This is a genomic window from Hymenobacter nivis, assembly GCF_003149515.1.
GTDB lineage: Bacteria > Bacteroidota > Bacteroidia > Cytophagales > Hymenobacteraceae > Hymenobacter > Hymenobacter nivis.
In genome coordinates this window covers 901,552-922,517 of the sequence record NZ_CP029145.1, presented here as the reverse complement: position 1 = coordinate 922,517, position 20,966 = coordinate 901,552, and the positions used below count along the sequence as shown (strand labels likewise).

The following is a 20,966-nucleotide window of genomic DNA, read 5'->3' as shown; positions in this document are numbered from 1 at the left end:
ATGCCAAGGTAGGGCCCCGCTAAACCGGGGCCCTACCTTTGTGCGGGCGATTCGCTCCACTATTACCTTTTTTCTTCCTTCTTCCAGAACAATGCGTAAGCAAAAGCCCGTCGCCGACTCGTTCGTCATCATGACCGAGCTGGTGCTGCCCAATGACACCAACACGCTCAACAACCTGATGGGCGGCCGCATGATGCACCTGATGGACATCGCCGCCGCCATTGCTGCCCAAAAGCACTCCAACCGCATCGTGGTCACGGCCTCGGTCGACAACGTGTCGTTCCGCGACGCCATCCGGCTCGGCAACGTGGTCACGCTCCAGGCCCAGGTCACGCGGGCGTTCGCCTCCAGCATGGAGGTGCACATCGACGTGTGGGCCGAGGACATTCCCAACGGCACCAAGTTCAAAACCAACGAGGCGTTCTTCACCTTCGTGGCCGTCGACCAGTCGGGCCGGCCCATCGATGTGCCCGAAGCCGTGCCCGAAACCCCCGAGGAAATTGCCTTGTTCGACGGGGCCCTGCGCCGCCGGCAGCTGCGCCTGGTACTGGCCGGCCGCATGAAGCCCACCGAAGCCCAGGAGCTAAAAGCCTTGTTTGCGCTGGAATAGCGCTTTTTTTGTCAGTTACCGGTTGTCAATTGGTAATGAATGGATAGCACATTGACTACCAACGCGCAAATGCCAAAGCGCAACTAAATAATGCGCAGGTGAAAACTGAGTAGCCGTAGAAAAGCAAGCAGGTTATTAGTTGTCGATCAGTGCTTTATAGGCTCACCAACAACTGCCCATGCGCAACTGACAACCACAGCGGTTTTCAGGTTGGGGTACCCGCTCCGGTCCGACGCCGGAGGCATCCGACCGGTTGCCGTAGAAATAGTGGCCGTGTGACTGGCGCAGGCAGCGCGCATAACAACCGGCCTGAAGCCTGCGCCGTCGGGCCGCATAGTACCCCAACCCGAAAACTGTTCTAAGCCCTGCCATGTCTGCCGAAACCCTGGCTTTCCTCCAGAATTTCTATACCAACGTCACGCTCTACGTACCAGCCGAGCCCGCTGCCGTAGCCGGGGCTCCTGCCGCCGCGCCCGAAACAGCCACTTCACCGCCGCCGGTCATGCCAGTCCCGCCAGCGCGGCTGCCCGCAGCGGCCACAGCAGCGCCACTCGCCGTGCCCGCGGCCCAGGTGGCCGCCGCCCAGGTTGCGCCGGTACCCGGGGCCCCGGGAGCGCCCGCGGTACCGGTACCGCCCGCCCCAGTAGCGGCCTCAGCAACGGCGCCGGTATTGCCCCCGGCGCAACCCACAGCGGCGCCGGACGCCGGGCCGGCACGCCCGGTAGCGGGCGCTGGGGCCCCGGCAACCACTGGGCCAATGGTGCCGCCGGCCCAGCTCACGCCCTTCACCACGCTGGGCAGCCGGGCCGACGGCGTGGTGCTGCTGGTGCGCCTACCGCCCGACCAGTTCCACAAGCTGCACCGCAACGTGTTCCTCAACAAGATGTTGCAGGCGTTGGGGCTGGTGATGGCCGACGTAGTGCTGGTGAACGTAGAATCGCACCTGCCGGTGGCACTCAGCAGCCTGCGCCGCGAACTGGCCGCCACGCAAGTTGTGGCCTTTGGCCGCAACTTGCTCGACATCGCCGTGCGCAACACCCAGATTTACGAGCCCGTGCAATTCGCCGCCCAGGGCCTCTCCTACTTGGCCGCCGCCGAAATTGAGATGGTGGAGTACGACGTAAGCCTGAAAAAGCGCCTCTGGCCGGGCCTGCAACGCATGTTTTTGGGGTAAGGTTTTAGGGCCCCGGGCGTGAACGCTCAGCTACAAAAAGGCCCGCCTGCTATCAGCTTGTCCTTACCCAAGTCTCGAAAGCCCTTCTGGCCACATGCCCGGAAGAGTTCTTTTGGGCGGTTCCCTACTCATTTTGCTGCTTTCTGGATGACGTTAGAGCAGTTTTCAGGTCCGTGTACGGTCCGGCCCGCCGGCTTTTTCAGCCGGCCGACCGGTTGCCTAGCCTTTATTTGTTCTCCTTGACGACAAGCGTTCAGCCGGCTTAAAAGGCTGGTGGACCAGCAACGACCAGACGGTACACGAACCTGAAAACTGCATTAATTAGCAAAAAAGACCTTGACGCAACATCCAAATATGCCGGCGAAAGATTTGGGTAAGGACAAGCTGCTACCAGACGGGCTTTTTGCTTGCCAAGCCGGGGCCCTATTTCTTGGGCGCGGGCGCGGGCTCAAACTTCACCACGGCCTGCACCTGCACGGGCACGTTCTGGTCGTTTTGGCGGCCGGGCGTGAAGACCCACAAGCGGCTCAGGGCCACCGCACTGCTTGGTCGCAGCTTACGCAGAGGGGGCGGGTGATGCAGGGCCGGCGCACCAGGCCGCCGGCCTCCACCGCGAACTCCACCGCAAACTCCACCGCGACAATGCCGGCAATATTTTTGCGCCGCACCGCGTCGGAATAGCGCAGCGCCCGCCCGATGGCCGCCGGAAAATCGCGGCTGCCATCGGGTAGCGCGGGCATTTGCGAAACGTAGGTGTACACCTTTCCGGCATCGGTAAGCCGGGCATCGGAGTTGGGCAGCGGCAGTAAAATCTCAACGAACTGGTGCATGACCACGGGCTAGCCGCCGGCGGCGCGGGCCGGGACCCAGGCCGGAAAGGCCCGCACGAGGCGCAGCGCCTCGGCGTCGCAGCTGGCGCAGAGGTGGCTTTTGGCTTCGGCGGCGTCCACCTTGCCATTGGCTCGCACAACGAAATCGACCCGGACGCGGCCCCGCAGGTTTTCGGCGGCCATCACGGTGGGCACTCGGGCGTTGCGCCGCAGAAAATCGTAGAGGCCGGGGGCCGGGAAAGCAGCGCGCGTGGGCGCTTCGTAGCTGCGGTACACGTGGTTGGGCGAACGTAGGACTACGGGCACATTCAGGGATACGGGCACGGCCGTTTTGCTTGCCAGGCACGAAGCGCAGCAGCTTGCGCACGGCGGCCAGCACGGCCGCATCGCGGGCCGGGCACAGGCCCTGAATGATTTTTGGGTCGGTTACCTCGCCGATGACCGCCACCACGAATCTGGCCTGTACCATACCTTCGGAGCGGCCGTCGAGCACTCCGGCCGGCAGCACCAGGGCTTTTTGCACGGCAGCCAGCACGGTGACCTAGCCAGCGGCATACGCCCCGCTCAGCTTTTCCTCCATAGTTTCGGATACCTTGCCCGGGGCCGCTGCCTTGGCGTTAGGCAGCGCGGGCATTTGCTCCACGTAGGTGTAGATGCCGGCTGGGGGCCCCGCCGGGGCGGCCCCAGGTCCGGTGGGGCCCCCGGGTCGGGCTCCTTGAACGCAACCGGCACAGTGAACGCCACCGCCACGGGGCGGCCGTTTTGCTTGCCGGGGATAAAGCGGGGCAGCACCTTCACAGCGTTCACGGCAGCTTCGTCGCAGCTGGCACTGAGGCCCTTCAGCACTTTCACGTCCTTCACTTCGCCCGTGGTGCTGATGACAAAGGAGATGAATACCCGGCCCTCCACCTTGCCCTATCGGACTTCGGCGAAATATACCAGCTGCTCCTTAAATGGCCACCGCGACGCTGGCTATGCCCCCGCCAATGGGCGGCGTGAGCATTTGCTCAACATTAAGTACCCGTTGGTAAACAGTTTATGTTAATAGGACTTACGCACTTTGAGGTAATTTAGGCAAAAGCGCGCGCTCATGCTGACTCAAACCACTTCCATCGAGTACCTGCTCAGTACGCCCACGAACTACACCTGTACGCATTTGGCGGCCCATCTGCCCGACGTGAGCCACGACCAGGCAAACCGGTTCTTGCGCACAAGTAAACTGCCGGTCAATTAGTTGCGCGAGCTGGTTCTGCCCTTGCTCCACGATTCGCCCGAGGCCTTTCTGCTCGTGGACGACAGCGTCCAAGACAAGCGCTACGGCCGCTTCATCGACGTGGCCAAGCGCCAGGGCAACGTGCACGGCATGGTCACCGGCATCGGGCTGGTCTACCGGGTGCACAGCAGCGGGGAGGCGGGCGATTTTTTACCCCTGGACTACCGCGTCTACGCCCCCGATACCGACGGGCAGACGAAAAACGACCACTTCCTGGCCATGGTTGACCAGGTGGTGGCGGAAGACAAGCTGCTGGCCCGCACGATTTTATTCGATTCCTGGTACGCGGGCAGCACCCATTTGAAGCGCATGCACCGCGCGGGCTGGACGTTTTTCACGACCCTGAGAAGCAACCGGTTGGTGAGCCTGGCCCAAGCAAGCGGCTACCAAGGCCTCGATACGCTCGAACCGCCGCCCCGGGGCTGGGGCCAGGGCGTGGAAGTACGCCTCAAAGAAGTGCCCTTTGGGATAAAGCGCTTCAAGCTGGTGGCCACGAACGGCGACATGGAATGGGTCATGACTAACCACTTGGCCGCTCATCTGACCCGTGAAATAGTCATTGAGGCCGTGCAGCTACGCTGGCAGATAGAGGAGTTTCACCGCAGCTTCAAGGTCGGAGAAGTGCCAGTGCCGCAAGGCCGCAGCACAGCGCAACCATTTGACTTGTTGCTACATGACTTGGGTATCGCTCCGCCAACACGCCCGCCGGATGGGGCAAACCATTTATCAAGCCCACCAACAGCAAGGGGCACCCTACCTGCGGCAGTTGCTCCAAAAACCGCTCATTCCAGCACTTGTGTAGTCGAGTGCGTAAGTCCTATATTAGTGTTAATGCGGCAAATTTAGCTGCACTAATGCGTGCGGCGAGGTCGTATTTTGCGGCACGGATTACTTAGCTCTGCGCGAGCGGCCGACGCAGTTTTTGGCCTTGACCAGTCTGCTGCCCACCGAATTTGACGCGTTGCGCACCGATTTTGCCCCCCGCTGGGAACGCTACCACCGCTACCACACCCTCGATGGCGAACGGCGGCGCATCCCGGCGCACGGGGAGCGTGCCAACGCCACCTTGCCCGGCACCGACACGAAGCTTTTCTTCTTGCTCACCTACCCCAAAACCAATTCCTTGCAGCAGCCCCAGGCCGCCAGCTTCGGCCTCTCGCCGACCCGCGTCAGCCGCCTGGCGGGTCCGTTGCTCGGCGTACTCAACCAGGCACTGGCCGCCCGGCACCTGTTGCCTGTGCGCGACGGGGCCCCGCTGGCCCAGCGCCTGGCCGCGCACCCCGACCAGGTTTTCACCTGCGACGGGGTGGCGTGCGGTATTCCCCGCAACGTGGATCGGGCCGGCCAGGAAGCGGAATACAGCGCCAAAAAAAAGTCCACGCCCTGAACAACACCTTGTGCGACGACACGCAGTACCTGCACTACCTCTCGCCCACCGAATCCGGGCGGACGCACGACAAAAAAATAGCCGCCGAGCACCCCTTGCACTTGCCGGTGGGCAGTGTGCTGCGGCAGGATTTGGGCCTGCTGGGCCCCGCCCCGGCCGGGGTCGTGGTGGGAATGCCCCACAAGAAGCCCCCGAAAGGGGGGTTGACGTTTTCACAACTTATTTACAACCAAATGTTAAGCCCCTTGCGGGTAGTCATTGAACACGTTCACAGCGGCATCAAGCGCTTGCGCATGGTCCGCGACAAAGTGCGGGTGCGCGGCGACTGGTTTCGTGATACGGTCGTGGTGGTAGCCTGCGGCCTGCACAACCTGCGCGTGCGCAGCCCGCACCGGGCTCACCTCGCACACGGGCGCACGAATCTTGACAAGTAATCCGCACAAGCTCTAGTAATAAGCTGCTTATCCTGCGCGTCCTGCTGCTGGTGGCGCTCTGCCTGCTGGGCCTGGGCCCACTGGCCTACTGTAAGCTCCCCTTCAAAGTAAGCCAGTCAAAACTAGAGGTCAGGCAGCTTGTCGAAACTCGATGGGCGTTAAGAAGTTAAGGGCCTGATGGGGCCGCAGGTGGTTGTAATCGTACTGCCAACGCTGGCATTGTTCGCGCACCTGGCGCAGGCTGGTGAAGAGGTAGGCGTTGAGCAGATCCCTGCGAAAAGAGCCGTTAAAGCGTTCAATGTAGGCGTTTTGCATCGGACTCGCGGGCTGAATCCAGTGCAAGTCAATCCCCTGGGCCTGACACCAGGCCTGGAGCACCTGGCTGATAAGCTCCGGACCATTATCGACCCGGATGCGGGCCGGGATGCCGTGGCGGTGGACCAGCATAGTGAGCAAGGCGACGACCCGCGTGGCGGACAGCGAAAAATCGACCTCGATGCCGAGCACTTCCCAGTTCCAGTCCTCGATTACGTTCAGGGTGCGGAAGCGGCGGCCACCGGTCAGCGCATCGCTCATAAAGTCTAAGGACCAGCACACGTTGGGCTGCGTGGGCACTTCCAGGGGCCGTTTTACCCGCTCGGGCAGGCGTTTCTTTTTCCGCCGCTTGCCGAATTGCAAGTTCATGAGTTGATAGATACGCCACAGGCACTTGTGATTGACCACGACCCGTAGTTTGCGCAGGTGGTAGTAGTATTTCCAAAAGCCCCAGCCACCGTGCCGCTTCACTAGTGCCCGCAGCCGGGCAACAAGTACGTCCTCAGCGGGTTGAATTCCCCCACGGCCCCCACCTGGGGGCGGGGCGTAGCTGCCGCGGGCCAGGCCCACGAGCGCGCACGCCGGGCGGTGGGGATAACTACTTTTTTCGCAACACCCCCTTGATAACCGGGTGTTCCAGACTCAACTCGGCATAGAGCTGTTTAAGGCGGCGGTTTTCGTCTTCCAAGTGCTTGAGGCGCTGCAATTCGCGCACGCTCATGCCCCCCAACTTGCTTTTCCACGCGTAAAACGTGGGCTCACTAATGCCGTGCTCCCGGCAAATCTGAACCACCGTCTGACCCTGGTCCTGTTGGCGCAAAATACCCAGAACCTGGGCCTCGCTAAAGCGACTCTTTTTCATGAACACTTAAAAATAGAAGAAGTGAAAAGTTACTACTTCTCTCTAGTTTTGACTGGCTCACCTGAAGGGGAAGCTTACACTACGCCTAGTCCGACCAGATTAACCTCGATGCCGGCCGGCCTAACCGCCTCGAAGACGCCTACCCCACCACCTACGGCAACCGCGAGTTCTAGCTGCCCGTGCGCTACCAACGCAGCCGGCAGGACGATAACCTGGTGCAGTATACGCCCTCGAATTTGGCCCTTTCCGCAACACGCAGCTGGCCGTGGCCGTACCCATTTACTTAGGCAACGGCGACCGGTCGGGCAGCAGCGACGTGCAGGTGTCGGGTTTCTACAACTTCAACAACGAAGGCAAATACCTGCCTGCCGTGGCCCTGGCCGGGGCCCTCACGCTGCCCACCAGCCTGCACAACGAGGGCACCGACTACAACGGCCGCTTCATCCTCATTAAGAGCTTGCTAGTCACCATTAACCGCCTGCATTTCAACGTAGTCTGCTTCCATAACAGCCAGCCCGGCGTGCGGGCTGAAGGCGGCCAGCTGAAAGAGAAGCTGCCCAACTGCTGTGCGCTGCTGTGGGCTACTCCACGCGCATCGCGCCGCAGTCGTCGCTGGTGCTGGATTTCGTGCGCGAGCAGCGCCGCTTCCGGGGCGAAATGGGCTCGTCCATGGAGGCCGGCATCCGCCGCCAGATGAATCCACGGCTGGTCCTCAGCGCCGGCGCATCGGCCGGTCTGGGCACCGACGCCGAGAAGTTTAGGGCTACGCTGGGCTTCCAGCACGCGTTTTAATGCTACCTGGCCAGCCCGCGAGGCCGGCCAGCAAACCGCTTTTCATCCTGATTATCTCCGCATGAAGCTTACCCGTCACTCCTTGCTGCTGCGGTGGGGGCTTACCGTCACCGGGGCCTACCTGCTTACCGAATACTTCGACGATGCCCCGGATTACGGCCACGCCGCCGTGCTCTGGACCCGGGCCGGGGCCATGCTTGTGCCGGTGGTCATATCGCTGCTACTCGGCCGTCGGGCCAACGTCCTGGTCTGGGTGTGGGCAGGGGCCCTGGTACTGGCTACGGTCGAAAACTTCGGAGCCCACGCTGCCGAGTCCAAGCCGCTGATGCACTTCAGTTTTCATGCGCTGTGGTTCCTGTTCGACGCGGTCGACTTTGCATACACGGCCGCCGTGGTGGATGGCAGCTCCCGTAAACGACCGTATGCCGGAGCCGCCCTGCTCAACCTGATCGGGGCGGATCTGCTACTGGTCAACCTCGAGATGCTAGGGGGCCTACGAATATGTAGTGCTGGCCCTCATTCAGGGCGTGCCCATGCTGCTGGACGTGCCGCTGCGGCGGCAGCACGAGGCGCAGGCGGGGTAGGAGCCCGGCTGGGCTGGCTTTTCTCTGGCCTTTAACATTTCTTCATTTCGCTCATGGCCATTCAGTTTATTTTCGCCCCCGACCAACTGGCTTCCCAGCGCTGGTACACCGGCGTACTCAACCTGCCCGCAGAGGCGGTGCGGGCTGACCCGCCGACGCTTCGGTTATCCAATACCGGTACGCTAGTATTTTCCGAACAGGCCCGGCCGGGGTCACACGTACCTCCAGTTGAGTCCATTACCGCTGCCCAGCAGCGGTTTGAGCACCGCCTAGTGGTGCCGGGCGAAAACCAGGGGCGGATAGTGGCGGCCGGCCCAGGCCACCCTCTCCCTGATTGACCCGGCCAACAATCAACTCACGCTCCTTGAGCCAGGTAATGGGGCTGCCCCCTGAATTTTCGGTCTAAGTAGCGGAGATATTCTTTTCCTAACCAACCCACTTATTTTTATGCATCAGCCCCCTCATTCTACCAGTCCGTCAGTAACTGCTCAGGAAGAGCATCAGGAAGCCAAAGAGCGTAGCGCGCCGTCCAGTAAAGTTATCCACGAAGCTATTCTCAAAGAAGGCCAGGAGGAACTAGCCCGCACGTCGGCCGCGCTGTTCTGGTCGGGGCTGGCGGCAGGCCTGTCGATGGGCCTGTCGATGATAGCGAAGGGGGTGATGATGCATTACCTGCCTGATTCGCCCGGGCGCCTGCTGGTGGCTAACCTGGGCTATAGTCTGGGCTTTTTGGTCGTGGTACTGGGGCGGCAGCAGCTGTTCACCGAAAATACGCTCACCCCGATTCTGCCGCTGCTGGAAGAGCGTACCTGGCGTAGCCTGTGGAACGTGTTGCGTTTGTGGGGCGTGGTGCTGGTGGCCAATTTGCTGGGCTGTCTGGCCTTGGCCCTGGTCGTGGCGCATACCGACACGTTCGAGCCAGCCATCCGGGCCGAGTTTGCCCACATGGGGCAGGAGGTGCTGGCCCCCAGCTTCGGCATCGTGTTGATACGCGGCATCTTTGCCGGCTGGATGATTGCCTTGATGGTGTGGATATTGCCTTTTGCCGACACGGGACGCATCTGGGTGATTATCGTTATCACGTACGTCGTAGGCATCTGCCAATTCAGCCACGTTATTGCCGGTACAATAGAGGCGTTTACGTTGGCCGCGTCGGGTGGGGTATCCTGGGGGCAGGCGTTGGGCGGCTTCACAGTGCCGGCGCTGCTGGGCAACATTCTGGGCGGGGTACTGCTGGTGGCTGGCCTCAACAACGCGCAGGTAGTTGCCAACGACCCCGACGACAACGCTGCTGGATAGCCAAGATAGGTCATCTTGAGACCGACTGAGGTGGTCGGGTAAAACAGGAGAGGATGGACCTTGGGTAAAAAGTTGGTCCAAAAGGTAAACGGATGGCTAGTAGGTAGCGCCTCACTGGGGCGTACCAACGCCAGCTGACTGCGTATCAATGGGATCAGAAAGGGGCACCTTGCTGGTTTCGATTAGGTCTTCGAACTATCGCTTCCGCTTGACCACCTCAGGTCCTGTTCCACCATTTCAGTTGCGCTACCCATGCCCGTCTGATGCGAGCTAATGTTGGGCTTCAGAGCTAACTACGGCGGAGCATATGGACGGCGAGCCAACAATTCTTTCGAAACGGACTAGTCAATTCTGAGATTTTTGCGTTCAACCGGATTAATAGAAGCTTGACTTGGGCGATTATGCAAAAAAGGCACCCTTTACTGGCACGGGCCAACTACCGGATAACAGCCACGGGGATAGGGCTTCTGGCCGCGACACTGAGCGCGGCGGCGCAAACCAATTCCAACCCGCCAGCCACTCGTCCTGGGGCCCAAAGTAGCCAACAGGGCGGCATTGGGGGGCCGCCTGTGGGCCAGCAGCAGCAGCAGGAGTTGCAACAGCGCCAGCAGCAAATTCAGCAGAGTATGCTGCCGCCGCAAATGCCGGCCGGGCCGTCCAGCCCGGCACCAGGTGGGCAGCCGGGTGGCGGGGGCAGCCAGCGCACGGGCCCACCATCGCTCGGGCCCGGCGGCACCGGCATGGTGGGCGAGCCCAGCGGCGCTACGACCCCGCAGGCGCAGTTTGGTAGCTCCCCAAGCGCGGGCGGCATGGTAGGCGCGGGCCAGGCCACTGGCGCGGCCCGTACGCTGGCCATGGCCCCGGCCACCCTAAGCCTGGGTGAGGCCATCGGCATCGGCATTGAGAACAACCTGACCACCCTGCTGGCCACCGAGCGCGCCTTGGAGGCGCGGGCCATGCGGCAGCAGGTGCGCTCATTTTTGTTACCCAACCTGTTCGGCACGGCGTATCAGCAAAACCGCACCCTTAATCTGGTGGCGCAGGGCCTGGTGCCCAGCGGCGGCCAGGATATGAGCAGCGGCATGGGGGGTAGTGCCGGCGGCGGGATGGCCCCGCTTATCCCCTCCTTTGTAGGGCCGTTTAATACGTTTGATGCCCGGCTCAATTTCTCGCAGACGTTACTGAACCTGAGCGCACTGCGCCAGTATAAGGGTATCCAGGCCGCTGTGCAGGTGGCCGACCTCACCGCCCAGCTGGCCCGCGAGCAAGTGGCGACTTTCGTGGCTCTGGCCTACCTCATAGCACAGCGTGGCAGCCTCGACGTGCGGGCCGCCCGCGCTGACCTGGTGCTGGCCGAAGCGCTGCTGCAACTGGCCCGCCAGCAGCGCGAGGTGGGCGTGGCCAACGGTATCGACGTGGTGCGGGCCGAGTCGCGGGTGGCGCAGCAGCGCCTGCGGGTGGTGCAGGCCGAAGCCAGCGCCATGCAGGACCGCCTCGACCTGGAGCGCGCCGTGGGCTTGCCCCAGGGCAGCGCCACGGTGCTGACCGATACGCTGGCGGCCCGCCCGGAGGCCATCCCGGCCGTGGCCGCCGCTCTGCCCGCCGCCCAGGCCGCCCGTTTGGATGCCCGCATCGCGGAGCAAACCATTGAGCAGCGCACCCTGGAGCGCCGGAGCCGCACCGCCGCCCGCGTTCCGATCGTTACGGCCGCCGCCGACTACGGGCAATCGGCCGTGACGCCCTTCAAGAGCGACCACGCTACCCGAACCTACGGCGTTACGCTGAGCGTACCCATTTTCGACGGCGGCTACATCGGCGGCCGGGTGAAAGCGGCCCTGAGCGAGCAGCGCCAGGCCGAATTGCAGCTCGGTAATACCCGCGGCCAGGTAGAGCAGGACGTGCGTCAAGCCCTGCTGGCCTGGAATTTATCGCTGGCCCAGGTGCAATCGGCCGACGAGCAGCTCGCCATTGCCGGCCGCGAACTAGCCCTGGCTACCCAGCGCTTCCGGGCCGGCGTGGCCGACAACCTCGAAGTACTGCAGGCCCAGGCCGGCCTGGCCAACGCCCGCGCCTTGCGCGTGCAGGCCCTGGCCCAGTACGGCGCGGCTCGCCTCAATTTTGCCGCCGCCACCGGCACGGCGCAGTCTTTTCGCTTGTAAATTTAAGTTATTGATTACTGGTTACTTAGCGATATTTATAAATTGAAAGGCTAAAAGAACAGCCATGCTGAGCTTGTCGAAGCATTTCTATCGCTTCGTTGTACAGTATTGATGACTTACGCAGTAGAGATGCTTCGACAAGCTCAGCATGACGTTTTCACAAAAACTTAAAAAGCTCCACTGGTAAGTGTGTTGAACCAGGAACCTCAAAAATATTTATACCAATGGCCGATAAACCCCCATCTCCCGTTGCCAGCCCGATGCGGCGACGGGTCGCTGCCCCTTCGGACGCGCCCGACCAGCGCCTCGACCCCGCGCGCCGCACCGTGCCCCAGGCCAAGGACGACCCGGCCGTGGTTACCCACAAGCCCATCTACCGGCGCACCTGGTTTCTGATTGGGGCGGCGCTGCTACTGATAGGGCTGTTGATTTGGGGCATCCGCTACTACCGTTACGCCAGCGACCACGAAACCACCGACGATGCCTTTGTAGAAGGCCACGCCGTACGGGTGAGCCCACGCCTGGCCGGCCAGGTATTGAAGGTGTACGTGCGTGACAACCAGTTAGTAAAAGCCGGCCAGCTGCTACTGGAGCTGGATCCGCGCGACTACGAGGCGCAGCTGGCCCAGGCCGAGGCGGCCGTGACCAGCGCTCGCGCCCAGCGAAATACTGCCCAGCAGGCTACCCGTTCGCGGGCCAGCGTCATCACCCAGCAGCGCGCTCAGGCCGCCGCCGCCGAGGCTACCCAAGCCCAAGCCGCCGCCGAGGAGCGCGCCGCCCAAGCCCAGGCCGCTAACGATGCCCGCAACGAGCAGCGCTACGCTGAGTTGTACAAAACGGACGCCGTGTCGCGCCAACGCTACGACCAGGCCCTTACCACCGCCCGCGCCTCAGCCGCCCAGGCCGACGCCGCCCAACGCCGCACCCAAAGCGCCGGTGCCCAGGCCCTTCAGGCGCAGGCCGTGGTAGCCCAGGCCCGCAACGACTACCGCCAGTCTACGGAGCAAATCACCGTCAACGATGCGCAGATTAAGCAAGCCCAGGCGCAGGCCGATGCAGCGAAGCTGCAACTTTCCTACGCCAAGCTTTACGCCTCCGAAGCGGGCCGCATCACCAGCAAGGCCGTGGACGAGGGCCAGACCGTTTCAATGGGCCAGCAATTACTCCTCATTACCTACGGTCAGCTATGGGTAACGGCTAATTTCAAGGAAACGCAGCTCACCCACATGCGGGTGGGTCAGCCGGTGCAGTTGGAGGTAGATACCTATCCGGGCGAGCAGTTTGCGGGGCGGGTCGAGAGCTTCCAGCGCGGTACCGGGGCCCGCTTCAGCCTGCTGCCGGCCGAGAATGCCACGGGTAACTACGTGAAAGTGGTGCAGCGCATCCCGGTCAAAATCGTGTTCGAAGGCCAGCCCGACCTGCACCTGCTGGCTCCCGGCATGTCGGTGACGCCGGAGGTTAACATTACCATTGCCCCCACCCAACAAAATGTGGAAGCCGCCCATCGCGAAGCCCTCCCCCGCATTACCGACTCCCCCGTCCGCCATAAGGTACCCCCCGATAAAAAGTAGTTAAACGCATTAAAAAACATGGAAAATTCTGTTTCCGGCGACTGGCAGGCCGACCTCAACGACTTGTTCGCCACTATCGACCACGAGAGTCACACCTACATTGATAACCTGAACCGGCAGAGCGCCTTCGACCACGACACGGCCCTACCCGCCCTGGAAGCCGCCGCCGAGGCCCTGCGCGCTCACGCCCGCAGCTGCGAAACCGGCCTCGACCCAGAGCGCGTCTACCTCATCATCCGGCAACTGACGGGCGAGGTCGAGTTTCAGTACGCCGTGGTGGCCGAGGTGCGCATCGAGGCCGTAACGCCTTACATCCACTGCTGGTTTGAGGAAAACAAGCTGGCCGAAGCGATAACCAAGCAGCAGGGTCAACCCGAAAAGCAGCCCGACGACCAGGCCCCGAAGTCTGGCGATAAAGGTAGCGACGACCAGCCCGCTGACGAAGGCAACGACGATAAAGGTGGCGATAACCAGGGCGGCGACGATAAGCAGAAGGAAGAGGAGCCGACCCGCACCAAAACGATGGAGGTCCTCAGCACCTGGCAGGACGACCGCCGCATCGAGGACGTGACGCGCGAGGAAATCCTCAACGACTTCGTGCAGCATTACAAAGAAGCCATTGGGCTAGCCCGCACCCAGCTGCACAAGGGGGGTAGTTAGAAAACATGGCAGAGGCAGGCTACTACTCAGAAAGGCTAGGTGCTTAATGTTGAACGTCATACTGAGTTTGTTAAAGCATCTCTACCACTTCCGCCGCGCCGTTCAATGAAGCGGAAGAGATGCTTTGATAAGCTCCGCATAACGGCCTAGTTTATTACTAATTCATAATTTATAGTTTAATATTCATAATCGATTATGGCGCAAGCCCTCCCCCAGTCGGCGGCCGGAGCCGGCAACCTGAAGTGGGCCATTGCCATCACGGTGGCGCTGGGCACGTTCATGGACGTGCTGGACAATTCCAGCGTATCAGTGGCCCTGCAAAACATCGGCGGCAGCCTGGGTACGTCGCAGGACGATGTGACCTGGGTAATTACGGTGCTGCTGGTGGCCAAGGCCGTGATGCTGCCTACGGCGAGCTTTCTATCCACGGCCGTTGGGCGGTCGCGCCTGTTTATGCTGGCGCTGGTGGCCTACGGGGTTTCGTCGCTGCTGTGCGGGCTGTCGTCGTCGCTGGGGATGCTGCTGGTCATGCGCGTCTTTCAGGGCCTGTGCGGCGGCATTATTCCGCCCGTCGGCCAGGCCATTCTCAAAGATTCTTTTCCGCCCGCGGAGCAGGGGCAGGCGTTTGCGCTGTTCGGCGTGGCCACGGTGGTAGCTCCCACGGTGGGGCCCCTGCTTTGCGGCTGGCTCGTGGATAGCTACAGTTGGCACTGGGTATTTTTCGTCAACGTGCCCATCGCCCTAATCACCGCGTTTTTGGTGACGGCGCTGGTGAAAGACCCGCCGGAGCTAGTGAAGGAAAAAGCCAATGCCTGGGCCAAGGGCATCAGCGTGGACTACATTGGACTAAGCTTATTAGGCTTGGGCCTTAGCGCATTGCAATACGTGCTGAGCCGGGGCGAACGCGACGATTGGTTCAGCTCGAAGGCCATTATGTTGCTCAGTGTTGCGGCGGTGCTGCTGCTGGCGGGCGGCATTATTTGGGAGATGCGCACTAAAAACCCGCTCCTCGACCTGAGCTTGTTCCGCAATCGCACGTTTACGGCCGCCATGCTGGTCATGTTTGTGGTGGGCGCGCTACTCTACGGCAGCACCACGCAGCTGCCGCAATTTCTGCAAACCCTGCTGGGCTACCGGGCCGTCGATAGCGGCCTGGCCATCACGCCAGGCGGCCTGTCGCTAATTTTACTAATGCCCGTTGTGGGCTGGCTGACGGGCAAGGTGCAAGCCCGCTGGCTAATTGGCTTTGGTTTGGTAATCAGCTCGCTGGCTTGCTTCTATTACGCGCACGTCCTCAGCACAAGTATTGACTTTCGCACGGTGGCCACGGCGCGGGTCTACCAGAGCCTGGGGCTGGGCTTTCTGTTCGTCCCCATCAGCGTGGCTTCCTACGTGGGCCTGGCTAAGTCCAAGACCAACCAAGTGGCCATGTTTACTAACCTAGTGCAAACTATAGGAGGCGGCTTCGGCATCGCGGCTATCGAAACCGTAATTGCCCGCCGCAGCCAGTTTCACCAGAGCCGCATCATTGACCACCTCTCCTTCACCAATCCTGACTATGCGGCGGGCCTGCGCCAATTCGCTACCTCCGTTTTTGGGCGGGTCAATGCCAGCGCGGGCGATGCCATGCAACAGGCCCAGGGAGCCATCTACCGGGCGGTGCTGCAGCAGTCCACCACCCTGGCATACACCGACGCCTTCTACCTGCTGGGTTTTACCTGCATCATTTCGGTTGCGCTCGTGTTTTTAATGAAACCTAACAAAACCGGCGCGGGCGGCTAGGCCGACGCGGCCGCATGAGGTCAGCTGAGGTAGTCGAGTCAGGCTGGACAGTTTAGGGTAGTAGTTTGAAGTGGCTGTTGGTGAGTAATATGCGGGATTTGGTAGCCGATACTGGCGTACAAACGGTGGTGATTACAATAGTCAAAATAGGTGGCGGCGCTGGCTTTCGCGTCGGCTAAGTCGGCAAAAACTGGTCATTCCCGGCATTCGAGCGCTTCGGTTTTGAAGCGCGACCAGCGGCTTTCGGCTTGGGCATTATCGTAGCAGTCCCCGCGATGGCTCTGCGAGCGCCGGGCCTTGTGGTCGCGCAGCAATTACTGGTAGGCGTTGCCACCGTACTGCCCGCCGCGGTCGGAGTGAACGATGAGTTCAAGGGTAGGCGGTTGGGCCAAAAAGCCCGCTGCAAAGCCGTCGTGAGTAATTCTTCCGGCATAGTGGCCGCCACGTGCCAGCCCAGCACCTACTGGCTGGCCACGTCCTGAAACGCCCACAGATAGGTTCAGGTACCGTCAGCCAAGGGTAACTAGTGCTCCAACAGCATAATTTCAAGTAATAAACCGTAAGTAGGTCGGATGAAATAGTTTGCATTATCGGCGTATCTTTGGGTTATGAGTCGCGTTAACACTCCCCTGTTGGATGAGGCCGCACGGGCAGCCCTGGAATCGTTGTACAAACAGCATCCGAATCATACCCTGCGGCAGCGCTGCCAACTGGTGCTGCTCAAAGCCACGGGCCGCACTTCGCACGACGTTGGTCAAGTGGTCGGCCTCTGTCATGTCAGCGTCAACAGCTGGCTCAAACGCTACCGCAAAGAAGGGTTAACGGGCTGGAAAACAAGCCCGGACGCGGCCGTAAATCCCTGCTCACGGTCGCCGCTGACCAAGCCAGCGTGCGGGCCGCCGTGGCCACCAATCGCCAGCGCATTGCCTTGGCCAAGGCCGAGTGGGAAAGCCAGCGGGTGGCGGGGGAACCGGCCGTGGGACGCGATGCCTTCCGCGCTTTTTTAAAAGCCTTGGTGGCCGATACCAGCGCATCCGGCGGCGCCCGGCCAAGGAGCCCGACCCGCTCCACTACGCCGAAACGGTCGAACGCTTAGCAGAATTGGAGACCTTGGCCGAGGCCGGCGAGTTGACCCTGTTCTACGGCGATGAATCGCACGTCTGCCAGCAAGGCTACGTGCCCTACGGCTGGCAATTTCCGGGCGAAGACGTGTTTATCCCCGCTCAAAAAGGTGTTCGCCTCAACTACTGGGGCCTCTTCAGCCGCGATAACCAGTGCCATTGGGCCACCACCTGCCAGAACATTGCCGCCGCTTTTGTGGCCGAAAAATTAGACGCTCTTTCACTGCGAATCGCTGGTCCAACGGTTATTGTGCTAGACAATGCCAGCATCCACAAGGCGCATCTTATCCAGCAATGGCGGGCGGTCTGGGCGCAACGGGACCTGCGTCTGTTTTTTCTGCCGCCCTATTCGCCCCACCTCAACCTGGCCGAAACCCTATGGCGGCATTTAAAGGGCGGTTGGCTCCAACCCCAGGACTACGCCCAGGCCGATGACTTGGCCTACGCCACCAATCGCTGCCTCGCAAATTTCGGGAAGCAACTCGTTATTACGTTCAGCCCATTTAATGCAAACTAATTCATCCGACCTACTTACAAGCAAGTGCTTGATTAATTTAAGTTTTAGAGAAATATAACACCTCGAAATTAAGCTGTCGGAGCACTAGTGGTCTACCAACTTAATTTCGGGCATTCTATTTAGGGTCGTGTGTTGAGTATGTAGAGGGCTGTATCTTTGGTTATGGTTTTAGAACCCACTCTCTGTCCAGCTTGTCAGCAGCCGGACGTGGTCTATGTCTCGTCCGGCCAGAGCTTTACACCAAGCTCCCGGTAAATGACCCTAGATGACTTTCCCCCCAGGCAAACCAAACAAGCTCATTATCCTATTGCGTTCCGGTTGGAAGCCGTGCGCCGCGTTGAGGCCGGCGAAGTGCAGCGCGTGGTGGCCGCGGCGATGGGCATCGCTCCGATTACGCTAATTGAGTGGCTGCGCCGCCACGGCACGGCCGCTTACGCCTTGCTTAAACGAAAAGTGTACACGTCCGCCCAAAAACACGCCATCGTGCGTGAGTTGCGCACGGGCCTCCTCTCCGAGGCCGACGCCTTGCTCAAGTATGGGCTGCGCGAGAAGAAGACCCTGCGCTTGTGGGTGGCCGCGCAAGTCGCCGCCGAGGTGGTAGCCGCTGCGCCCGCCCCTGACCCGCCCGCCGAGGCGGCTGGTACCGCCGACCTGGCCGCGCAGCTGCGGCAGGCGCAGTGGCAGATTGAAGCGCTGCACACGCTCATCGACCAGGCCGAGACCGCTTATAAAATCGACATCCGAAAAAAGGGTGGTGCCAAGCCGTCGAAATAATGCGCCGGAAGTACCCGCACGTGGGTGTGGGCACGCTCTGCGGACTGTTTGGCAAGACCCGAAACGCATTTTACGACCACCAGCGCCGGGCCACGGCCCAGGCCCTGCTCGACGGGCTGGTACTAGCCCTAGTTGTATGGTACCGGTGTATGGGGAAGGGGGTCGCGGGTTGGGTCGCGGTGAAAGATAGTAGGATTTTTTCGCCATTCCGCACAGATAAATTCGTGCGGGGTTAGGCCCTTCAAGCGCTTGAGCCGCTTGGCGTAGTTGTAAGCCAGCAAAAAGGCTTGTAAGTGACTGTCTAACTGCGCGCTCGTCTCGTAGTGAAACTGCTTAATCGTGGCCTCCTTCACCGTCCGGTTCATCCGCTCTACCTGCCCATTGGTCCAGGGGTGAGCCGGCTTGGTAAAGCGCTGCTCGATGCCCCACTCGTCGCAGAGCTGACCGAACGGATGGCGACCGACTTTCGTATGATGCGGTAAGTTTCGGAATTGAATACCGTTGTCTGTCAATAGCTTATGCACCTTGTAGGGAATCTGCGGCAAGACCCGGCGCAAGAAGTCCGTGGCTATCGCCTGCGTGGCCTGTGGCTGCAACTCGGCGAAGGCCAGCTTGCTGGTGCGGTCAATGACCACGAATAAATACTGCTTGCCTTCTTCGGTCTGGACTTCGGCAAAATCCACGTGCAGGTAGCCCAGCTCGTAGGCCTTAAACAGCGCCTTACCCGCCCCAGCTGCCGGCTCGTCGGCCGGGGGTAAGCGGCTGATGCCGTGGCGTTGGAAGCAGCGGTGCAGGGCCGAGCGGCTCAGGTGCGGAAGCGTCTCCTGCAAGGCATAGAGGCAGTCATCAAGTGGCAGCAGCGTGTGCTGGCGGAAGAGCACGATAGCCGCCTCTTCCACGGGAGTGAGCACGGTGGAGGCCGGTTTGGGGCCGCGCACAGCCTCTTCCGTACTGGTACGCCGCCGCCATTTGCGCACGGTGCCCTGGGTCAGGCCCAGGCGCTTGGCTAGCGTTTGTACGCCTTCTGTACTTTGCTGGATAAGGCGCCGAGTTGCCGGCGTTGTGGTGGCGCAGCCGTGTGGTACTTTTTCCATAGAGTTGCCTGAAGGCTACGACAAAAGTCCCCTTTCCCATCCCCCGGGACTATACACCTAGTGGCTGACATCCGCGAGGATCTGCCCCGCTTGGGCACGCGCAAGCTGTATTTCCGGTTGCTGCCGCAACTCGGCGAGCACGCGCCGCGCGTGGGCCGGGACTACCTGTTTGCCCTGCTGGCCGCCCACGGCCTGCTCATCCGCCGTCGCAAACGGCGCGTGGTGACCACCCAAACCTGTCTGCCCCTGTTTCGGCGGCCGAATTTGATTGAGCACCTGACGGTGAGCCGGGCGGAACAGGTCTGGGTCAGCGACATCACCTACGTGCGCTTGCTCAGCGGCTGGAGCTACCTGAGCCTGATTACCGACTTGTATTCCCACAAAATCGTGGGTGCCTGCCTGCACCCCGACCTGTCGGTGCGCGGCACGCTCAGTGCCCTTCACCAAGCCCTGGCCGCCCGCATCCAGCCGCACCGGCCCCTGATTCACCACTCCGACCGGGGCTTGCAGTACGCGGCCCGCGAGTACGTGGGCCTGCTGGAAAGTCACGGCGTGGCCCTGAGCATGACCCAAAACGGCGACCCGTACGAAAATGCCGTGGCCGAACGGGTCAACGGCATCCTCAAAGACGAGTTTGGCCTGGGCGATGTGCTGCCCGGCTTTGCCCAGGCCGACGCGTTGGTGGGCCGGGCGGTGCGGGCCTACAACGAGCTGCGCCCGCACGGCAGTTGCGACTTCCTGACCCCGAACCAAGCTCACGAGCAGGAAGGGCCGCTGGTACGGCGCTGGAAAAATTACTATCAGCCGGTGGCCATTCCTGCCCCAACCTGACGCACGGTCCAAGCGGCTAAAAGAAAATGGCGACTTACCTTACCTACCTGTAAAGTTCAATTCGGATTACTATCTCTGCCTGTAAAGCGCAGGACGGATTATCACCTTCACCTGTATAGCTATAGCCGGACGAGACACTATCGGCACGGCAGAGCCACCGATGGGACCCAGCGCTACCTTTGCACGGCTTACCGGCGCACCTTCCAACTGCACTAGCGGCACAAGGTACATGCGCCATGGGTGCGGGCCAAAATCATGGACTTAGCCCTGAATGGCAGCGGCGTACGGGATACGGCCAGGGTGTTGGGCATCAGTCCGCAAACGGTCATGGGAGAGCTTAAAAAAAGATTGAAGCGCTAGCCGCATCATCCGACCTACTCGCCCGAAACGGGCACCAAGCGGCGGCTGTGCGCCGACGAGATGTGGTCGTTTGTACGCTGCAAAAAGCAGTAACGCTGGCTGTGGTGGATAGAAGAGGCTACCACGGGACAGGTGGTCGCCTTTGTATTTGGGCGGCGTACCCACGCCACGTTTCGGCGCTTGCCGGCGGTGCTCGAAGCGGCGGGCTGGGTCGCAGACAGGTGGTTTACCGATGCCTGGGGAGCCTATGAGGCGTGCCTTGCCCGTCGAACAGCGGCAAACGGGCAAGGCACCGATGCAGCGCCTCGAACGCAAACATCTGACCTGGCGTACCCGCCTCAAAAGGCTGACCCGCAAGACCATTTGCTTCTCCAAAAAACAGTTCTTCCACGATGGATTGATCCCCCTATTTATATTCCATTTTTTGGCAGTCGTCTAATTTATGGTGATTTGCAAAATCATTAATCAGACTTAGAAATTTATTTTTATTTCATGCATAAACCATTGATTATCAATATATTTATCCAATAATTTTTC

23 protein-coding genes and 4 pseudogenes are annotated in these 20,966 nt (G+C 61.0%); 20 read left to right on the top strand and 7 right to left on the bottom strand.

Going from position 1 to position 20,966, the window contains the following annotated elements; genetic code table 11:
* Nucleotides 1-91 precede the first annotated feature (91 nt).
* A complete protein-coding gene (locus DDQ68_RS03985) occupies nucleotides 92-610 on the top strand; it encodes an acyl-CoA thioesterase (RefSeq protein WP_109655056.1) in 519 nt (172 codons plus the stop codon).
* Nucleotides 611-980: 370 nt separating this feature from the next.
* Nucleotides 981-1,784 (top strand): hypothetical protein, encoded by an 804-nt coding sequence (locus DDQ68_RS22510; RefSeq protein ID WP_162549814.1) that lies wholly within the window; start codon nucleotides 981-983, stop codon nucleotides 1,782-1,784.
* Between the two features lie 527 nt (nucleotides 1,785-2,311).
* Here the strand turns inward: DDQ68_RS22510 and DDQ68_RS03975 are convergent.
* The 4 genes and pseudogenes from DDQ68_RS03975 to DDQ68_RS23680 all read right to left on the bottom strand — a co-directional run.
* Nucleotides 2,312-2,614, bottom strand: coding sequence for a hypothetical protein (locus DDQ68_RS03975; RefSeq protein ID WP_109655052.1), 303 nt, complete (start codon nucleotides 2,612-2,614; stop codon nucleotides 2,312-2,314).
* 9 nt (nucleotides 2,615-2,623) lie between these two features.
* The gene (locus tag DDQ68_RS23685) at nucleotides 2,624-2,920 is read right to left on the bottom strand and encodes an energy transducer TonB (protein WP_245897278.1); all 297 of its coding nucleotides are present in this window, start codon (nucleotides 2,918-2,920) and stop codon (nucleotides 2,624-2,626) included.
* Between the two features lie 73 nt (nucleotides 2,921-2,993).
* A pseudogene (locus tag DDQ68_RS24610) lies at nucleotides 2,994-3,083 on the bottom strand (hypothetical protein); the annotation flags it as partial.
* A 305-nt stretch (nucleotides 3,084-3,388) separates the two neighbouring features.
* Nucleotides 3,389-3,466 (bottom strand): annotated as a pseudogene (locus tag DDQ68_RS23680) (hypothetical protein); the annotation flags it as partial.
* A 238-nt stretch (nucleotides 3,467-3,704) separates the two neighbouring features.
* Here DDQ68_RS23680 and DDQ68_RS03955 point away from each other — a divergent pair.
* The 3 genes and pseudogenes from DDQ68_RS03955 to DDQ68_RS03945 all read left to right on the top strand — a co-directional run bounded on the left by DDQ68_RS03955 (nucleotide 3,705) and on the right by DDQ68_RS03945 (nucleotide 5,708).
* A pseudogene (locus DDQ68_RS03955) lies at nucleotides 3,705-4,689 on the top strand (IS701 family transposase).
* A 120-nt stretch (nucleotides 4,690-4,809) separates the two neighbouring features.
* Complete coding sequence (locus DDQ68_RS03950) at nucleotides 4,810-5,274, top strand: hypothetical protein (RefSeq protein ID WP_109655045.1); 465 nt, start codon at nucleotides 4,810-4,812, stop codon at nucleotides 5,272-5,274.
* A gap of 8 nt (nucleotides 5,275-5,282) precedes the next feature.
* The gene (locus DDQ68_RS03945) at nucleotides 5,283-5,708 is read left to right on the top strand and encodes a transposase family protein (protein ID WP_162549810.1); all 426 of its coding nucleotides are present in this window, start codon (nucleotides 5,283-5,285) and stop codon (nucleotides 5,706-5,708) included.
* Nucleotides 5,709-5,837: 129 nt separating this feature from the next.
* Here DDQ68_RS03945 and DDQ68_RS03940 read toward each other — a convergent pair whose 3' ends face one another.
* Nucleotides 5,838-6,593: an IS3 family transposase gene (locus DDQ68_RS03940; protein WP_109655042.1), complete on the bottom strand. Its 756-nt coding sequence runs from the start codon at nucleotides 6,591-6,593 to the stop codon at nucleotides 5,838-5,840.
* Nucleotides 6,594-6,621: 28 nt separating this feature from the next.
* Nucleotides 6,622-6,885 (bottom strand): transposase, encoded by a 264-nt coding sequence (locus DDQ68_RS03935; protein WP_109655040.1) that lies wholly within the window; start codon nucleotides 6,883-6,885, stop codon nucleotides 6,622-6,624.
* A 265-nt stretch (nucleotides 6,886-7,150) separates the two neighbouring features.
* Here DDQ68_RS03935 and DDQ68_RS03930 point away from each other — a divergent pair, with 265 nt between their 5' ends.
* The 10 genes from DDQ68_RS03930 to DDQ68_RS03875 all read left to right on the top strand — a co-directional run bounded on the left by DDQ68_RS03930 (nucleotide 7,151) and on the right by DDQ68_RS03875 (nucleotide 18,144).
* The gene (locus DDQ68_RS03930; protein WP_109655038.1) at nucleotides 7,151-7,582 is read left to right on the top strand and encodes a hypothetical protein; all 432 of its coding nucleotides are present in this window, start codon (nucleotides 7,151-7,153) and stop codon (nucleotides 7,580-7,582) included.
* 156 nt (nucleotides 7,583-7,738) lie between these two features.
* Nucleotides 7,739-8,296, top strand: coding sequence for a hypothetical protein (locus DDQ68_RS03925; RefSeq protein WP_109655037.1), 558 nt, complete (start codon nucleotides 7,739-7,741; stop codon nucleotides 8,294-8,296).
* Nucleotides 8,297-8,708: 412 nt separating this feature from the next.
* Nucleotides 8,709-9,560 carry a formate/nitrite transporter family protein gene (locus DDQ68_RS03915; RefSeq protein ID WP_109655033.1) on the top strand — a complete coding sequence of 284 codons (852 nt, stop codon included), beginning with the start codon at nucleotides 8,709-8,711 and terminating at the stop codon, nucleotides 9,558-9,560.
* A gap of 401 nt (nucleotides 9,561-9,961) precedes the next feature.
* Entirely contained in the window at nucleotides 9,962-11,719 is a 1,758-nt protein-coding gene (locus DDQ68_RS03910) for a TolC family protein (protein WP_109655031.1), read from the top strand.
* Between the two features lie 260 nt (nucleotides 11,720-11,979).
* Nucleotides 11,980-13,290 (top strand): HlyD family secretion protein, encoded by a 1,311-nt coding sequence (locus DDQ68_RS03905; protein ID WP_162549809.1) that lies wholly within the window; start codon nucleotides 11,980-11,982, stop codon nucleotides 13,288-13,290.
* Nucleotides 13,291-13,308: 18 nt separating this feature from the next.
* A complete protein-coding gene (locus DDQ68_RS03900) occupies nucleotides 13,309-13,950 on the top strand; it encodes a hypothetical protein (protein ID WP_109655027.1) in 642 nt (213 codons plus the stop codon).
* A gap of 195 nt (nucleotides 13,951-14,145) precedes the next feature.
* The gene (locus DDQ68_RS03895) at nucleotides 14,146-15,732 is read left to right on the top strand and encodes a DHA2 family efflux MFS transporter permease subunit (protein WP_109655025.1); all 1,587 of its coding nucleotides are present in this window, start codon (nucleotides 14,146-14,148) and stop codon (nucleotides 15,730-15,732) included.
* Between the two features lie 608 nt (nucleotides 15,733-16,340).
* Complete coding sequence (locus DDQ68_RS24605; protein WP_109655021.1) at nucleotides 16,341-16,739, top strand: helix-turn-helix domain-containing protein; 399 nt, start codon at nucleotides 16,341-16,343, stop codon at nucleotides 16,737-16,739.
* Nucleotides 16,675-17,370 (top strand): IS630 family transposase, encoded by a 696-nt coding sequence (locus tag DDQ68_RS03880; RefSeq protein WP_109655019.1) that lies wholly within the window; start codon nucleotides 16,675-16,677, stop codon nucleotides 17,368-17,370. Before DDQ68_RS24605 ends, DDQ68_RS03880 begins: the two co-directional genes overlap by 65 nt.
* Before the next feature lie 255 nt (nucleotides 17,371-17,625).
* Entirely contained in the window at nucleotides 17,626-18,144 is a 519-nt protein-coding gene (locus DDQ68_RS03875; protein WP_162549808.1) for a hypothetical protein, read from the top strand.
* Between the two features lie 128 nt (nucleotides 18,145-18,272).
* Here the strand turns inward: DDQ68_RS03875 and DDQ68_RS03870 are convergent, their stop codons facing one another.
* Nucleotides 18,273-19,238: an IS481 family transposase gene (locus DDQ68_RS03870; RefSeq protein ID WP_109655015.1), complete on the bottom strand. Its 966-nt coding sequence runs from the start codon at nucleotides 19,236-19,238 to the stop codon at nucleotides 18,273-18,275.
* A 60-nt stretch (nucleotides 19,239-19,298) separates the two neighbouring features.
* Between DDQ68_RS03870 and DDQ68_RS03865 the strand changes: the two genes are divergently transcribed.
* From DDQ68_RS03865 to DDQ68_RS03850, 5 genes and pseudogenes are all read left to right on the top strand, one after another.
* Entirely contained in the window at nucleotides 19,299-20,069 is a 771-nt protein-coding gene (locus DDQ68_RS03865) for an IS3 family transposase (RefSeq protein ID WP_162549807.1), read from the top strand.
* A 75-nt stretch (nucleotides 20,070-20,144) separates the two neighbouring features.
* Complete coding sequence (locus DDQ68_RS24930) at nucleotides 20,145-20,285, top strand: IS1/IS1595 family N-terminal zinc-binding domain-containing protein (RefSeq protein ID WP_438830721.1); 141 nt, start codon at nucleotides 20,145-20,147, stop codon at nucleotides 20,283-20,285.
* A 39-nt stretch (nucleotides 20,286-20,324) separates the two neighbouring features.
* Nucleotides 20,325-20,429, top strand: a complete 105-nt coding sequence (locus DDQ68_RS24600) for an IS1-like element transposase (protein ID WP_162549806.1) — start codon at nucleotides 20,325-20,327, stop codon at nucleotides 20,427-20,429.
* 132 nt (nucleotides 20,430-20,561) lie between these two features.
* Nucleotides 20,562-20,636: pseudogene (locus DDQ68_RS24595) on the top strand (hypothetical protein); the annotation flags it as partial.
* Nucleotides 20,637-20,688: 52 nt separating this feature from the next.
* On the top strand, nucleotides 20,689-20,868 hold the full coding sequence (locus DDQ68_RS03850; protein WP_162549805.1) for an IS1 family transposase: 180 nt from the start codon (nucleotides 20,689-20,691) through the stop codon (nucleotides 20,866-20,868).
* Nucleotides 20,869-20,966: the final 98 nt, after the last annotated feature.

Coding starts and splice junctions, on each gene's coding strand:
- DDQ68_RS03985 (WP_109655056.1), top strand. CDS start 92: ATGCGTAAGCAAAAGCCCGTCGCCGACTCGTTCGTCATCATGACCGAG.
- DDQ68_RS22510 (WP_162549814.1), top strand. CDS start 981: ATGTCTGCCGAAACCCTGGCTTTCCTCCAGAATTTCTATACCAACGTC.
- DDQ68_RS03975 (WP_109655052.1), bottom strand. CDS start 2,614: ATGCACCAGTTCGTTGAGATTTTACTGCCGCTGCCCAACTCCGATGCC.
- DDQ68_RS03935 (WP_109655040.1), bottom strand. CDS start 6,885: ATGAAAAAGAGTCGCTTTAGCGAGGCCCAGGTTCTGGGTATTTTGCGC.
- DDQ68_RS03925 (WP_109655037.1), top strand. CDS start 7,739: ATGAAGCTTACCCGTCACTCCTTGCTGCTGCGGTGGGGGCTTACCGTC.
- DDQ68_RS03915 (WP_109655033.1), top strand. CDS start 8,709: ATGCATCAGCCCCCTCATTCTACCAGTCCGTCAGTAACTGCTCAGGAA.
- DDQ68_RS03910 (WP_109655031.1), top strand. CDS start 9,962: ATGCAAAAAAGGCACCCTTTACTGGCACGGGCCAACTACCGGATAACA.
- DDQ68_RS03905 (WP_162549809.1), top strand. CDS start 11,980: ATGCGGCGACGGGTCGCTGCCCCTTCGGACGCGCCCGACCAGCGCCTC.
- DDQ68_RS03900 (WP_109655027.1), top strand. CDS start 13,309: ATGGAAAATTCTGTTTCCGGCGACTGGCAGGCCGACCTCAACGACTTG.
- DDQ68_RS03895 (WP_109655025.1), top strand. CDS start 14,146: ATGGCGCAAGCCCTCCCCCAGTCGGCGGCCGGAGCCGGCAACCTGAAG.
- DDQ68_RS24605 (WP_109655021.1), top strand. CDS start 16,341: ATGAGTCGCGTTAACACTCCCCTGTTGGATGAGGCCGCACGGGCAGCC.
- DDQ68_RS03875 (WP_162549808.1), top strand. CDS start 17,626: ATGACCCTAGATGACTTTCCCCCCAGGCAAACCAAACAAGCTCATTAT.
- DDQ68_RS03870 (WP_109655015.1), bottom strand. CDS start 19,238: ATGGAAAAAGTACCACACGGCTGCGCCACCACAACGCCGGCAACTCGG.
- DDQ68_RS24600 (WP_162549806.1), top strand. CDS start 20,325: ATGGACTTAGCCCTGAATGGCAGCGGCGTACGGGATACGGCCAGGGTG.